A 14366-nucleotide genomic window follows, 5' to 3' on the forward strand; every position below is an offset into this window, starting at 1 on the left:
AACCGTCACCAAAGGGCTTTCGGAAGTTATCAACGGGAGAATAATGTTCTCTGATATGGAAGGGAGCTTTTCATGATCAAGACTGCAGTGGTAACCGGAGGCGGCTCGGGCATCGGTCGCGCCATCGCGGAGCGCCTGCGGGCCGACGGCTACCAGGTCGCCGCGCTCGACCTGAACCCGCTGGACGGCACCGACGACCTGGCCGCCGACGTCACCGACCGGGACCAGGTGGACGCCGCGCTGGCCGACGTCAGGAAGCGTCTGGGCCCGGTCACCATCCTGGTCAACGCCGCCGGCATGGACGGCTTCAAGCGCTTCGCCGACCTCTCCTTCGCCAACTGGCAGCGGCTGATCGACGTCAACCTCAACGGCGTCTTCCACTGCATCCAGGCCGCGCTCCCGGACATGGTGGAGGCCGGCTGGGGACGCATCGTCAACATCTCCTCCTCCAGCGCCCAGTCGGGCCAGCCGTTCATGACGCACTATGTGGCGTCCAAGGCGGCGGTCAACGGGCTGACCAAGGCGCTGGCCCTGGAGCTGGGCCCGGCCGGCATCACCGTCAACGCGGTGCCGCCCGGCTTCATCGACACCCCGATGCTGCGCCGGGCCGAGTCGCGCGAGCTGATCGGCGGAACGGTGGAGGACCACATCCAGCGGACGCCGGTGCGCCGGGTCGGCCGCCCCGAGGACATCGCCGCCGCCTGCTCGTTCCTAGTCTCGGAGGAGGCCGGGTACATCACCGGGCAGATCCTCGGCGTGAACGGCGGGCGCAACACATGAGCCGGCTGCCCCCGGTCCCGCACGACGAGTGGGACGACGACGCCTTCGCGGCCATGTCGAGGGGGCAGAAACTCCCGCCGTCCAACGCGCTCGGGCTGCTGGCCCACCACCCCGATCTGGCCAAGGCGTTCCTCACTTTCAACATGCACCTGCTGGGCACGTCGACGCTGCCGAAGCGCACCCGCGAGCTGGCCATCCTGCGGGTGGCCTGGCGGCGGCGCTGCCAGTACGAGTGGGCGCAGCACCTGCTGATCGCCAAGCGGGCCGGCGTCACCGACGAGGAGATCACTCAGGTCCGGACCGGAGCCGACACCCCGCTCAACCGCGCGGTGGCCGAGCTGGAGACCGACTCCACCCTCTCGGACGCCACCTACCAGGCGCTCGCCGCCGATCTGAGCGACCGTCAGCTGATGGACCTGGTGTTCACCGTCGGCGCCTACGGCCTGCTGGCGATGGCCTTCAACACCTTCGAGGTGGAACTCGACCCCGGTTTCTCCGCCGAGAACTTCACTGACGCTATCGGAGAATGATATTCTCACTTCAGAGAGGGGTGACCATGCCACACTTCACCAAGCCTGAGACGGGTAGCTGGACCGAGCAGTACCCGGAACTGGGCACAGGTCCTGTCAACTACGAGGACTCCGTCGATCCCGCCTACTACGCGTCCGAGCAGGCGGCCATCTTCAAGCGGACCTGGCTGAACGTCGGCCGGGTCGAGCTGGTGCCGAGGACCGGCAGCTACTTCACCAAGGAGCTGGCTGCCGCCGACACCTCGCTGATCATCGTGCGGGGCAAGGACAAGGAGATCCGCGCCTTCCACAACGTCTGCCGGCACCGCGGCAACAAGCTGGTCTGGAACGACTTCCCGCGCGAGGAGGTCAAGGGCACCTGCCGCCAGTTCACCTGCAAGTACCACGCCTGGCGCTACGGCCTGGACGGCGAACTGACCTTCATCCAGCAGGAGGAAGAGTTCTTCGGCGTCGAGAAGAGCGAGTACGGCCTCAAGGCGGTGCGCTGCGAGATCTGGGAAGGGTTCATCTTCGTCAACCTGGACCAGGACGCACAGCCGCTCGCGGAGTACCTCGGCGAGATGGCCAAGGGCCTGGAGGGCTACCCCTTCCACGAGATGACCGAGGTCTTCACCTACAAAGCGGACATCGGCAGCAACTGGAAGCTGTTCATCGACGCGTTCGCGGAGTTCTACCACGCGCCGGTGCTGCACCAGAAGCAGGCCACCAAGGACGAGTCCGAGAAGCTGCTCAGCTACGGCTTCGAGGCGCTGCACTACGAGCTCCGCAGCCCGCACTCGATGATCTCGTCCTGGGGCGGGATGGCCCCGCCGAAGGACCCCTCGATGGTCAAGCCCATCGAACGGGCGCTGCGCAGCGGCCTGTTCGGCCCCTGGGACAAGCCCGCCATCGACGGCCTGGACAAGCTGCCGCCCGGCCTCAACCCGGCCCGGCACCGCTCCTGGGGCACCGACTCCTTCGAGTTCTTCCCCAACTTCACCCTGCTGTTCTGGGCGCCCGGGTGGTACCTCACCTACCACTACTGGCCGACCGCGGTCGACCGGCACACCTTCGAGGCCAACCTGTACTTCGTGCCCGCGAAGACGGCGAGCCAGCGGCTGGCCCAGGAGCTCGCGGCGGTGACCTTCAAGGAGTACGCCCTCCAGGACGCCAACACCCTGGAGGCCACCCAGTCGATGCTCAAGGGCCGGATCGTCACCGACTTCCCGCTCAACGACCAGGAGATCCTGCTCCGCCACCTGCACAAGGTGGTCGGGGACTATGTGAAGGAGCACGCCGATGCTGCCGGCTGAGTTCGCGGTGTTGGAGCCGTACAGCGAGTGGGTCCTCGCCAAGGAGCCGGAGCGCTACGCCAAGCGCCTGGCCAGCTCCATGGAACAGATGCAGGCCTTCTACGACGCGGCCTTCCCGCTCCTGGAGCGGGCCATGGCGTACCTGGACACCTTCCCGCTGGACGACCTGCCCGAGCCTGAGCACAACCTGCTGCTGCTCAGCTACTCCCTGGTGATGGTGTCGTTCCCGGTGGAGGTCTGGAAGCAGGCCCGGGTGCCGGACAGCGGCGCCGCCTATCTCGACCTCCTCGTCGAGCCCAGGGTCTGACGCATGGTCACCCTCAGAGCCGCCCGCGTCCTGCACGTGGAGACGGGGGAGATCGCGGAACCGGGACTGGTCACCGTGGAGGGTGACCGGATCACCGGCGTCGGGAGCGGCGGCGGAAGCGGGGGGGACGTCATCGACCTGGGCGACGTCACCCTGCTCCCCGGGCTGATGGACATGGAGGTCAACCTGCTGATGGGCGGACGCGGGGAGACCGGCGTCCTCTCCCACGTCCAGGACGACCCGCCGCTGCGCATGCTCCGCGCCGTGGGCAACGCCCGCCGGACGCTCCGCTCCGGGTTCACCACCGTCAGGAACCTCGGCCTGTTCGTCAAGACCGGCGGCTACCTGCTGGACGTCGCCCTGGCCAAGGCCATCGACGCGGGGTGGATCGACGGACCCCGGATCGTCCCGGCCGGACACGCGATCAGCCCGACCGGCGGCCATCTGGACCCCACCATGTTCACCGCCTACGCACCCGGGATCATGCCCCTTTCGCTGGAGGAGGGGATAGCGAACGGGGTCGACGAGGTGCGCAAGGCGGTGCGGTACCAGATCAAGCACGGCGCGCAGCTGATCAAGGTGTGCGCGTCGGGAGGGGTGATGTCGCACACCGGCACCCCGGGTGCGCAGCACTACTCCGACGAGGAGCTCCGGGCCATCGTGGACGAGGCCCACCGGCGCGGGCTCAAGGTGGCGGCGCACACCCATGGCGCCGCCGCCGTCCGGGCCGCCGTGGAGGCCGGGATCGACTGCATCGAGCACGGCTTCCTGCTGGACGACGAGACCATCGCGCTGATGGCCGAACGCGGCACCTTCCTGGTGCCGACCACGGCGCTGACCGAGGGCATGGACCTCTCCGGGGCCGCCCCCGAGCTCAAGGCGAAGGCGGCGGAGGTGTTCCCATTGGCACAGACGGTGGTCGCCAGGGCGCTCAAGGCCGGGGTGCGGATCGCGGTCGGCACCGACGCGCCGGCCATTCCGCACGGCCGCGGCGCCCATGAGCTGATCGCCCTGGTCAAACGCGGGATGACGCCGCTGGAGGTGCTCCGGGCCGCGACCGTCAACTCCGCCGAGCTCATCGGCGCGGACGACCGCGGGCGGATCGCCGAGGGACTGCTGGCCGACCTGGTCGCGGTCCCCGGCAACCCGCTGGACGACATCTCGGTGACGGCCGACGTCCGCTTCGTCATGAAGGGCGGCAAGGTCTTCCGGAACGACTGAGCACCGGAACGACTGAGCTCGGCCGGCACGAGCGAGGATTCAGGGGCCGTCCGCCTGCCGCGGGCGGCCTCTGCCATGCCATCCGGGCAGCGCATACTGCAATCTCAGTAGGCCGGAATGTCCGCAGGAGGACGACGACCGGACGCGGCGGAGCTGGCAGCCTGGTTCTCGCGACACCGCCGTCGGCCGTCGGCGGCCATGGTCGCAGCAGCCCGACAGGAAGCCACCACGCCGATGCTCACCACCTGGCAGAACCTCCAGCGCGACCACGCCCGCAGCCTCGACGCCGCACTGGTCCTGCTGCTGTTCGGCCTCTCCTTCTCCGGCAGCACGATCACCTTCCAGGGCGGCTCCACCAGCGTCCCCTGGTGGCCCGCCGTGCTGCTGACGGGAGTCTCCTGCGCCGCCCTGCTGTGGCGCCGCAGCCACCCGCGCGCGGTCATAGCGGTCACCACCGGCTGCGCCGTCGGGGTGGCCGCGCTGGGCTATCTGCTCACGGTCCTGCTGCTGGGGCCGCTCATGGTCGCCCTGTTCGCACTCGCCTTCCGCACCGAACGGAGGACCGCGAACACCTTCGCCCTCACCACGATCGGGCTGCTGGTGGTCACCGCCATGGCGGCCGGCCCAGCGGCTGAACCGCTCGTGCTCAAGACCATCGCACCCGCCGCCTGGCTGCTGCTCCCCACGTCTCTAGGAACGGTGGCCAGAATGCGCTCGGAGTACCTCGAAGCAGCCCAGACCCGCGCCGAACAGGCCGAGAGGACCAGGGAGGAGGTGGCCCGGCACCGGGTGGCCGAGGAGCGCATGCGGATCGCCCGCGAGCTGCACGACGTCGTCGCCCACCACCTCGCCCTGGCCAACGCCCAGGCCGGCACCGCCGCGCATGTCGTGCGCAACCGTCCGGACCAGGCCCAGAAGATGCTCGCCGAGCTCACCGCCACCACCTCGTCGGCGCTGCGCGAGCTCAAGGCCGCCGTCGGCCTGCTGCGCCAGGCCGGCGACCAGGACGCGCCGCTGGAGCCGGCCCCCGGCCTGGCCCGGCTGCCCGATCTGGTCGCGGTCCTCTCCGCCGCCGGGCTCGACGTCACCGTCTCCGTCGCCGACGAAGGCACACCGCGACCCCTCTCCCCGGGGGCCGACCTCACGGCCTACCGGATCGTGCAGGAGGCGCTCACCAATGTCACCAAGCACGCGGACACCAAGGAAGCACGGGTGGAGCTGGCCTACTCCCATGAATGGCTGACCATCACGGTCAGCGACCGGGGTGGCCCGGCCGCCCCCAAGCCGTCCGCCCCCTCCGCGGACAGCAGTGGCTACGGCCTCATCGGCATGCGCGAACGCGCCCACTCGGTCGGCGGCCACCTCCGCACCGGCCCCCGCCCCGGCGGCGGGTTCCAGGTCACCGCCGAGCTGCCGCTGCCCTCCCACTTCCCGAAAGAAGACCCCAGCACATGACCATCCGCGTCCTGCTCGCCGACGACCAGGCCCTCCTGCGCGCGACCTTCCGGATCCTGATCGACTCCTGCGACGACCTGGAGGTGGTCGCCGAGGCCGCCGACGGCGCGGAGGCCGTCGAGCTGACCCGCGTCCACCAGCCCGACGTCGTCGTGATGGACATCCGCATGCCCGGCATGGACGGACTCACCGCCACCGCCGCCATCTGCGGGGACCCGGAACTCGCCGCCACTCATGTGCTGATCCTGACCACCTTCGAGATCGACGAGTACGTCGCCAAGGCGGTCCGGGCCGGCGCCGGAGGCTTCCTGGGCAAGGACGTCAGCACCGACGAACTCCTGGCCGGCATCCGCATCGTGGCCGCCGGGGACGCCCTGCTCTCCCCCGTCGCCACCCGCGCGCTGATCTCCCGCTTCCTGGTCTCCCCCGACCCCGACGCGCACCTCGCGCCGCCCGAGCAGCTCGCCGCCCTGACCACCCGCGAGCGGGAGGTGATGGCGCTGGCCGCGCACGGCAAGTCCAACCAGGAGATCGCCGAGGAGCTCTTCGTCAGCCACCTCACCATCCGCACCCACATCCAGCGGGCCATGATGAAGCTGGCCGCCCGCGACCGCGCCCAACTCGTGGTGATCGCCTATCAGTCCGGCCTGGTGAAGCCCGCGCCGCCGCCGGCCTGAACCAGGCCGGTCTCGTACGCGATCACCACCAGCTGGGCGCGGTCCCTGGCGCCCAGCTTCATCATCGACCGGTTGGCGTGGGTCTTCGCGGTGACCGCGGTGATGAAGAGGCGTTCGGCGATCTCGTCGTTGGACAGCCCCAGCGCGACCAGCCCCACCACCTCGCGCTCACGGGGCGTCAGCACGTCCAGCCGGCCGGGGTCGGCCTGCGGCCCGCCCATCGCGGGCTGGGCCAGGAAGCGGGAGATCAGCCCCCTGGTGGCGGCCGGGGACAGCAGCGCCTCCCCGGCGGCCACCACCCTGATGGCGTCCAGCAGCTGGGCCGGCTCGATCCCCTTGCCGAGGAAGCCGCTGGCGCCGGCCCGCAGCGCCTCCACCACGAACTCGTCCACCTCGAAGGTGGTCAGCACCAGCACCTTCACCCCGGCCAGGTCCTCGTCCGCGCCGATCAGCCGGGTGGCGGCGATGCCGTCGACCTCGGGCATCCGGATGTCCATGAGCACCACGTCAGCGCGTCGGCTGCGGGCCAGCTCCACCGCCTCGCGACCGTTGGCCGCCTCGCCGACGACCTCCATGTCCGCCTGGGCGTTGATGAGCAGTTTGAAGGTGCCGCGCAGCAGCGCCTGGTCGTCCGCGAGCAGGACACGGATGGTCATGAGCTGGGGTCTTCTTTCGGAGGCGGGGGCAGGGGCAGTTCGGCGCGGACGAGGAAGCCGCCGTGCGGCTGGGGGCCCGCGGTGAGGGTACCGCCGACGGTGGCGGCGCGCTCACGCATGCCGATCAGGCCGTGACCGGTCCCTGGGGCGTCCACCGGGGTCCCGGCCCCCTCATTGGCGACGGTGATGGACAGCGCGTTGGTCCCGTAGTCGAGGGTCAGCCGGACCGGCCCGCCCGGGGCGTGCTTGTGGGCGTTGGTCAGCGCCTCCTGGACGATCCGATACGCCGTCAGGTCCACGGCGGGGGCGAGCCGGTGCTGCTCCTTGTCGCAGCCGACCTCGACCGGGAGTCCGGACTGCCGGAAGGACGTGACCAGCCGGTCCAGGTCGGCCAGCCCGGGCAGGGGCTCCCGCGAGGCGGGCTGGTCGTCGTCGGTCTGGCGCAGCAGCCCGACGGTGGCCCGCAGTTCGTCCAGCGCGGCGCGACTGGTCTCCTTGATGTGGGCCAACGCCTCATAGGCCGCGTCCGGGTCGGTGCGCAGCAGGTGGTGGGCCACCCCCGCCTGGGCGTTGACCAGGGTGATGTGGTGGGCCACCACGTCGTGCAGCTCCCGGGCGATGCGGACCCGCTCGTCGGCGACCCGGCGCCGGGCCTCCTCCTCCCGGGTGCGCTCGGCCCGGGCCGCGCGTTCCTCCACCGCAGCGAGGTGCAACTGACGGCTGCGGACGGTGACGCCGACGGCGGTCGCCGCGACCAGCAGATCCAGAGCGATCAGACCGCTCCAGGGGGTCTTCGAGGGCGGGGTGGTGAGCGCGGCGACCACCGTGACGGCCAGGGCCGCGATGCCGCCCGCGGTCCAGGCGGTGCGCCGGGACGTCCTGACGGCCATCGAGTACGCCGCGACCATGCTCGCCGCCGGCACCAGCGGGGTGCTGTGGTCGACGACCAGGTGCACCATGTCCACCGCGACGGCCGCCGCCAGCACCGCGACCGGCCGGCGACTGCGGTACAGCAGCGGCGCGCAGGCCAGCGCCGTCAGCAGGACGCCGCTCCACTCCGGGGCGTGCCAGTGTCCGCCGACCACCATGGAGACGCACAGCGCGACCACGATCACGACCAGCCCCGGGGCGATGTCCCCGGCCCGCTCGTGCCGGGCGAACCACGCCCGTGCCGCGTTCAGCATCTCTTCCACTCCCTCACCGTACGTGCCACGCGCCGGGTGGAGGGGCCAGCGGACCCCTCCACCCGGCGCGCGTCGGGGTGGAACCAACTCTGCCGATCCGGCGATCTCTCGTCGTTCGCCGCGCGGCGACACTTCGGCGTACTGCGGACGCAGTACATCCGGGTCTCACTGATTCTTGATGTGCTCCTTCATCCCGTCCAGCCGGGTCAGCACCGGGTAGCCGCTGACGCTGAGGGCGTTGCCGTGCCCGGTCTCGTGGATGTCGAACACCGACTGGACGGCCGCGTAGAACCCCTGCACGTCCAGGGTCTGGTTGACCGCCCGCTTGGCCTGGCGCAGCCCGAACGACGGCATCTGCGCGATCTGCCCGGCCAGCTCCATGGTCGCCGAGTCCAGCTCCTCCAGCGGAACCACCCGGTTGACCATGCCGACCCGCTCCGCCTCGGCGGCGGTGACGGCCCGGCCGGTGAACAGGATCTCCTTGGCCTTGCGCGCGCCCAGCTCCCAGGTGTGGCCGTGGTACTCCACCCCGCCGATGCCCATGTACACCACCGGGTCGGAGAACTCGGCGTTCTCCGCCGCAATGATCAGGTCGCAGGGCCAGCACAGCATCAGCCCGCCGGCGATGCACTTGCCCTGCACCGCGGCGATCGACGGCTTGGGGATGTTGCGCCAGCGCAGGGTGTACTCCAGGTACCTGCGGGTCTCGGCGTTGTAGATCCACTCCAGGGTGATCTCCTTCGGGGCCGGCCAGCGGTCCTTCAGGTCGTGGCCGGCCGAGAAGTGCCGGCCGTTGCCCCGGAGCACGATGACCTTGACCTCCTCGTCGGACGCGGCCCGGGTCCAGGCCGCGTCCAGGTCGTCGAGCAGTGCCATGGTCTGGGCGTTGGCCACCTCGGGACGGTTCAGGGTGATGACCGCCACCCCGTCCTTGGCCTCGTACAGGATCTGGTCCATCCGGGTGGCTCCTTCGCTGGAGGGGTTCATCGGGGCAGGCCGAGGATGCGCTCGGCGATGATGTTGCGCTGGATCTCGGAGGTGCCGCCGGCGATCGTGCCGCCGAAGGACCGGGCGTAGCGCTCGAACCAGCTGGCGGTGAACGAGGCCATGCCCATGTGGTTGGGCGGGCCCGTCAGTTCGGGGTGGAGCAGGCCCTCGGTGCCGCGTGCCTCCAATGCGCAGAGGGACGCGGAACGCACGGCCTCCGAGCCGAACAGCTTGAGCACGGACAGCTCCGCCTCGTTCCGGTCCTCGCCGAGCTGCCGGTAGCCGAGCAGCTTGAGCGCCTGGAAGTCCATCAGCAGCGTGGCGTACCACTCCTCGGCGCAGGGCGCGTCCTGGATCAGGTCCTCCAGACGTTCGGCGTAGTGCAGCCACAGCAGCGTCCGCTCGTGCCCGAGCGAGCCGTGCGCCACGCCCCAGCCGCCGTGCAGCGGGCCGACCAGGTTCTCCTTGGGGACCCGGACGTCGGTGAAGAACACCTCGTTGAAGTCCAGGTCGTCGGGGTCGGTGAGGCAGCCGAACGGCTTGCGGACCACTCCCTCGGTGTCGGTGGGGATCAGCAGCACGCTGATGCCCTTGTGCTTGGGCGCGTCCGGATCGGTTCGCACAAAGGTCAGCAGCACATCGGCGTCGTGCGCCCCGGAGGTCCACACCTTCTGCCCGTTGACGGTGAAATGGTCGCCCTCCAGCACCGCCCGGGTGCGCAGGCTGGCCAGGTCGGAGCCGGCCTCCGGCTCGCTCATGCCGAGCGCGGCGGTCTTCTCGGCCCGGAGGATCGGGACGGCCCAGCGGCGCTTCTGCTCCTCGGTCCCGAAGGTGAGGATCGAGGCCGCGATGATGCCGAGCCCCTGCGGGTTGAAGCTGTGGTTGATCCGCCGCCGGGACAGCTCCTCCAGGTGGGCGAGCTGCTGCGGCAGCGTCGCGTTGCGGCCGCCGAACTCCGGGGGGTTGCCCGGCAGCAGCCAGCCCGCGTCGAAGAGCTTCCGCTGCCAGTTGGCCGCCCATGGCGGCACGTCGGCGGTCGACTGCGAAGCCGGCACCGCCTCCTCGACGGTGGGCAGGTTGGCGTCGATGAACGCGGAGAACTCGGCCCGGAACTCCTCGACCTCGGTGTCGTACTCGGAGGTCAGCCTCATCGCAGCAGCGCCTTTCGGTGTTCGGCCGCCGTCCCCAGCAGCAGGTCGCCGGCCTTGGCCCGCTTGAGATGGATCTGCAGCTCGTTCTCCCAGGTGTAGCCCATGGCGCCGAACAGCTGGTAGCCGTCCTGGAAGCAGACCCGCTGGCACTCGCCGGCGGCGGCCTTGGCCATCGAGGCCGCCCTGGCCCGCCGGGGGTCGTCCTCGGCGATGGTCAGCGCGGAGAAGTAGGCCAGCGCCCTGGCCCGCTCGATCGCCACGTACATGTCCGCGGCCTTGTGCTTGACCGCCTGGAAGGAGCCGATCGGTTTGCCGAACTGGACCCGCTGCCGGACGTGCCCGACGACCAGGTCCAGGATGCGGCGGCAGCTGCCGACCGTGGTGATCGCCAGACCCATCAGGGCCAGGTCGGGGACGTCGCGGACCAGGTCCGGCGCCCGCACATGCGCCACGTGCAGGGTCGGGTCGAAGATGTCGACCCGCTGCGCCTCCAGGTCCGTGCCGTTCACCACGATCACGCCGTCACCGGTGACCAACGCGATCTCGTCGGCCCGGTCGGCGTCCAGCACGTACCGTCCGGTCCCGTCGAAGACGCCGGTGCCCGAGCCGTGCGGCAGCCGTCCGGCCAGCGGCGCGAACCAGGTGGCCGTGGCCAGGAACGGGGTGGGGTCGGCGACGTAGCCCAGCTCTTCCAGCACGATCGCCAGCTCCACCGGAGGGGCCTCCAGCCAGCCCAGCTCCAGGTAGGTCGCCCAGAGCTGCTCCTCGGGCAGGGAACGGGACTTGGTCACCGTCTCGCGGACCAGGCGTTGCAGCAGTCGCTGGTCCTCGTCGAACTCAAACTCCATCGTTGACCTCCAGAAGGACCTTGCCGAGGGCCTGCCGGCCCAGGCCCGCGGCCTGGGCCACCGCGTCGAGCGGGTACACGGCGTGGATCCGGGGGTGGATCGTGCCCTCGGCGAACATCCGGTGCAGCTCGGCCCGGGCGGCGACCAGCTTCTCCCGGTCGTGCCGCCCCCAGCCGCCGAAGTCGAAGCCGTGGATGGTGACGCCCTTGAGCATCGCCAGGTTGAGCGGGATGCGCGGGATCTCGCCGCTGGCGAAGCCGACGCTGACGAACCGTCCGCCCCAGTTCATGCCCCGCAGCGCCTGCTCGGAGTGCGGACCGCCGACCGGGTCGACCACCACGTCGGCGCCGCCGGACTGCTGCAGCCGCCGTTTGAGGTCCTCGTACGGCAGCAGCTCATGGGCTCCCTGCTTGGCGCAGACGGCCCGCTTCTCCTCGGTGGAGGCGACCGCGACCACCTCCGCGCCCAGCAGCGCGGCCAGTTCGACTGTCGCCAGGCCCACTCCCCCGGCCGCGCCGAGCACCGCCACCCGCTCCCCCGGCCGCACGTCGGCGACCAGGCGCAGCGCGTTGAACGCGGTGGCGTGGGAGACCCCGAACGCGGCGGCACGCTCGGTCGGCACGGCGTCGTGGATCCGGGACAGGCTGGTCGCCGCGACGGCGACCCGTTCGGCCCAGGCGCCGACGAAGACCGAGCCGAAGACCCGCTCGCCCTTCTCGAAGCCGTGCCCGGACTCCGCCACCACCCCGGCGAACTCGCTCCCCGGGGTGAACGGCGGCTCCTCCTTGACCTGATAGGTCCCCTGGACCACCAGCAGGTCGGCGAAGTTCACCGCCGCGTAGCGCACGTCGACGGGCACCTCCCCCTGCGGCTCGGGGACCTCCTCGACGACCAGCGGGCCGCCGATGGCGTTGCAGCGGGCCGCCCTCATAGCGTGGTCGTCGCGGCGAGTTTGGTGGTGGCGGCGAGTTCGGCCGCTCCTGCGGCCATCTGCAGCACCGCGTCGCCGTAGTAGGCCATCTTCGGGTTGCCGCCGTCGCCCCTCACATGCCGGGCGTATCCGCCCTCCAGTACCACCGCCATCTTGAACCTGGCCAGGATCACGTAGTAGTCGATCTCGCTGACGTCGCGGCCGCTGACCTTGGCGTAGTGCTCGATCAGGTCGGCCCGGTCCGGCATGCCGTTGTAGTCGGCATAGCCCTGCTGCGACCGGTCCTCGTCGGCGTCGGGCCAGCCCATGAGCACCCAGCCCAGGTCCAGCAGCGGGTCGCCGACCGTGGACATCTCGAAGTCCACCAGCGCGGCCAGTTGGGCCGGCGCCTCGTGACGGAACATCACATTGGCGAACTGGTAGTCGCCGTGGATGATCCCCGGCTCCCAGTGGCTCGGCCGGTGCACCCGCAGCCAGGCGGCGGCCTGGTCCAGGCCGGGCAGCTCACGGAACTGGAACTTCGCCAGATGCGCCAGCCAGCGGTCCACCTGTCGGTCGTGGAAGCCCTCGGGCGTCCCGAACCCCTCCAGGCCCTGCGCCCGCCAGTCCACGTTGCCCAGCCTGGCGATCCCCTCGACCAACTGGTAGGCGAGGCCGGGACGCAGCGACAGGTCGCTCAGATAGGGCTCCGGCCAGCCATTGGTGTTCATCGGCGACCAGCCGTCCACCTGTTCCATCAGGTAGAAGCAGGAGCCGACCACACTGGTGTCGTCGCAGACCGCGATCGCCTCCGGATGCGGGACGTCGGTGCCGTTGAGCGCCTTCAGCACCCGGTACTCGCGCAGCATGGTCTTGTCGCGCCCCGGCGGGACCTTCTCCGGCGGCTTGCGCAGGACCATCCGCAGGTCGCCGCGGCGGATCTCGTGGATGTCGTTGGAGGTGCCCCCGGAGATGAGGGAGGTCTCCAGCGGTTCGCCCGGGGCGATGCCCTGACCGTCCAGCCAGCGGGCCAACGATTCGGTGTTCACATGTTCTCCAGCTGCTTGCGGGCCCACTCCCGACGAGCGGGCAGGTGCTCGGTGGGCCACAGGCCGGGCGCGGGCTCGCGGCCGCGCAGCACCTCCTTGGCCACCGTGATCTTGTGGACCTCGGTCGGTCCGTCGACGACCGCCATGACGGCGGCCCCGGTCCACATGTCGGCGAAGGGCATCTCGTTGGAGACCCCCAGCGCCCCGTGCAGGTGCATCGAGCGGTAGACGATGTCGTGCAGGACCTTCGGGGTCAGGAACTTGATGGCGGCGATGTCCTTCCGGACCCGCCGGTAGTCGTTGTACTGGTCGATCTGCCAGGCCGTGTAGAGGACGAACAGCCGGAACTGGGCGAGCTGGGCGTAGGAGTCGGCCAGGTCGGCCTGGACCAGCTGCTTGTCCGCCAGCCTGCTGCCCTGGGTCTGCCGCGAGACGGCCCGCTCGGCCATCATGTCCAGCGCCTTCTGGGCCTGCCCTACGACCCGCATGGCGTGGTGCACCCGACCGCCGCCGAGCCGGGTCTGCGCGATCACGAACGCCTGGCCCTCGCCGCCGAGCAGCGCGTCGCCCGGCACCCGCACATCGTCGTACGAGATCAGCGCGTGCATGCCCTCGTCCGCCGCCTCGCCCAGCGTCCCCATGTGCCGCTCCACCCTGACGCCAGGGGTGTCGCTGGGCACCAGGAACATCGACATCCCCTTGTACGGGCTGACGTCGGGGTCGGTCACCGCCATCACGATGACGAACCGGGCGGTGCGCCCGTTGGAGGAGAAGAACTTGCGCCCGGAGATCACCCATTGATCGCCATCGCGCACCGCGCGGGTGGTGAACAGCGTGGGATCCGCGCCGGCCTGCGGCTCGGTCATGGAGAAACAGGAGAAGCACTCGCCCTCCAGCAGCGGCTGGAGGTAGCGCTCCTTCTGCTCCTCGGTCCCGTAGCGGGCGATGATCTCGGCGTTGCCGGTGTCCGGCGCGGCCGTGCCGAAGATGACGGGGGCCCAGCTGGAGGTGCCCAGGATCTCGTTGATGAGCGCCAGCTTGACCTGCCCGAACCCGCGTCCGCCGAGCTCAGGACCCAGATGCGGCGCCCACAGGCCCTGGTCGCGCACCTGCTGCTTGAGCGATCGGACGATCGGACCGAGCTCGTCGTCGAGAGGATGGTAGGCCCGGCCCGGATAGAGCAGGTCCAGCGGCTCGATCCGTTCGGAGCGGAACTCCCGGATCCACTCCAGCTTCTCCTCGAACTCCGGCTCGGTGGAAAAGTCCCATGCCATATCAGCCGACCCTTGTCTCGTGGCGGTACGCTTGGGATGAGAATA

At 70.3% G+C, this 14366-nt stretch carries 15 protein-coding genes; 7 read left to right on the plus strand and 8 right to left on the minus strand.

Annotation, left to right across the window (positions count from 1 at the left end; all coding sequences use genetic code 11):
- The first annotated feature begins 72 nt into the window (after window positions 1-72).
- The 7 genes from ABH941_RS08865 to ABH941_RS08895 all read left to right on the plus strand — a co-directional run bounded on the left by ABH941_RS08865 (window position 73) and on the right by ABH941_RS08895 (window position 6262).
- A complete protein-coding gene (locus ABH941_RS08865) occupies window positions 73-780 on the plus strand; it encodes an SDR family NAD(P)-dependent oxidoreductase (RefSeq protein WP_370128077.1) in 708 nt (235 codons plus the stop codon).
- Window positions 777-1310 (plus strand): carboxymuconolactone decarboxylase family protein, encoded by a 534-nt coding sequence (locus ABH941_RS08870; protein ID WP_370128078.1) that lies wholly within the window; start codon window positions 777-779, stop codon window positions 1308-1310. The genes ABH941_RS08865 and ABH941_RS08870 overlap by 4 nt, the downstream gene beginning before the upstream one ends.
- A gap of 26 nt (window positions 1311-1336) precedes the next feature.
- Window positions 1337-2602, plus strand: a complete 1266-nt coding sequence (locus ABH941_RS08875; RefSeq protein WP_370128079.1) for an SRPBCC family protein — start codon at window positions 1337-1339, stop codon at window positions 2600-2602.
- Window positions 2589-2909: a hypothetical protein gene (locus ABH941_RS08880; RefSeq protein ID WP_370128080.1), complete on the plus strand. Its 321-nt coding sequence runs from the start codon at window positions 2589-2591 to the stop codon at window positions 2907-2909. Before ABH941_RS08875 ends, ABH941_RS08880 begins: the two co-directional genes overlap by 14 nt.
- Window positions 2910-2912: 3 nt before the next feature.
- The gene (locus ABH941_RS08885) at window positions 2913-4130 is read left to right on the plus strand and encodes an amidohydrolase family protein (protein WP_370128081.1); all 1218 of its coding nucleotides are present in this window, start codon (window positions 2913-2915) and stop codon (window positions 4128-4130) included.
- Between the two features lie 198 nt (window positions 4131-4328).
- Complete coding sequence (locus tag ABH941_RS08890) at window positions 4329-5585, plus strand: sensor histidine kinase (RefSeq protein WP_370128082.1); 1257 nt, start codon at window positions 4329-4331, stop codon at window positions 5583-5585.
- Window positions 5582-6262 carry a response regulator gene (locus tag ABH941_RS08895; protein ID WP_370128083.1) on the plus strand — a complete coding sequence of 227 codons (681 nt, stop codon included), beginning with the start codon at window positions 5582-5584 and terminating at the stop codon, window positions 6260-6262. Before ABH941_RS08890 ends, ABH941_RS08895 begins: the two co-directional genes overlap by 4 nt.
- On the opposite strand, the gene ABH941_RS08900 is transcribed toward ABH941_RS08895, so the two are convergent.
- The 8 genes from ABH941_RS08900 to ABH941_RS08935 form a co-directional block, all read right to left on the minus strand.
- Window positions 6223-6918, minus strand: coding sequence for a response regulator (locus tag ABH941_RS08900; protein WP_370128084.1), 696 nt, complete (start codon window positions 6916-6918; stop codon window positions 6223-6225). The genes ABH941_RS08895 and ABH941_RS08900 overlap by 40 nt on opposite strands.
- Window positions 6915-8102 carry a sensor histidine kinase gene (locus ABH941_RS08905; protein WP_370128154.1) on the minus strand — a complete coding sequence of 396 codons (1188 nt, stop codon included), beginning with the start codon at window positions 8100-8102 and terminating at the stop codon, window positions 6915-6917. Before ABH941_RS08905 ends, ABH941_RS08900 begins: the two co-directional genes overlap by 4 nt.
- Window positions 8103-8267: 165 nt before the next feature.
- A complete protein-coding gene (locus tag ABH941_RS08910) occupies window positions 8268-9059 on the minus strand; it encodes an enoyl-CoA hydratase (protein ID WP_370128085.1) in 792 nt (263 codons plus the stop codon).
- 26 nt (window positions 9060-9085) lie between these two features.
- Window positions 9086-10240 (minus strand): acyl-CoA dehydrogenase family protein, encoded by a 1155-nt coding sequence (locus ABH941_RS08915; protein ID WP_370128086.1) that lies wholly within the window; start codon window positions 10238-10240, stop codon window positions 9086-9088.
- Window positions 10237-11088, minus strand: coding sequence for an acyl-CoA dehydrogenase family protein (locus ABH941_RS08920; RefSeq protein WP_370128087.1), 852 nt, complete (start codon window positions 11086-11088; stop codon window positions 10237-10239). Before ABH941_RS08920 ends, ABH941_RS08915 begins: the two co-directional genes overlap by 4 nt.
- Window positions 11078-12019, minus strand: coding sequence for an NADPH:quinone oxidoreductase family protein (locus ABH941_RS08925; protein ID WP_370128088.1), 942 nt, complete (start codon window positions 12017-12019; stop codon window positions 11078-11080). The genes ABH941_RS08920 and ABH941_RS08925 overlap by 11 nt, the downstream gene beginning before the upstream one ends.
- Complete coding sequence (locus ABH941_RS08930) at window positions 12016-13047, minus strand: phosphotransferase family protein (RefSeq protein WP_370128089.1); 1032 nt, start codon at window positions 13045-13047, stop codon at window positions 12016-12018. The genes ABH941_RS08925 and ABH941_RS08930 overlap by 4 nt, the downstream gene beginning before the upstream one ends.
- A complete protein-coding gene (locus ABH941_RS08935; RefSeq protein WP_370128090.1) occupies window positions 13044-14321 on the minus strand; it encodes an acyl-CoA dehydrogenase family protein in 1278 nt (425 codons plus the stop codon). The genes ABH941_RS08930 and ABH941_RS08935 overlap by 4 nt, the downstream gene beginning before the upstream one ends.
- Between the last annotated feature and the right edge of the window lie 45 nt (window positions 14322-14366).

This window comes from Streptacidiphilus sp. EB103A, assembly GCF_041261405.1.
Classification (GTDB): Bacteria; Actinomycetota; Actinomycetes; order Streptomycetales; family Streptomycetaceae; genus Streptacidiphilus.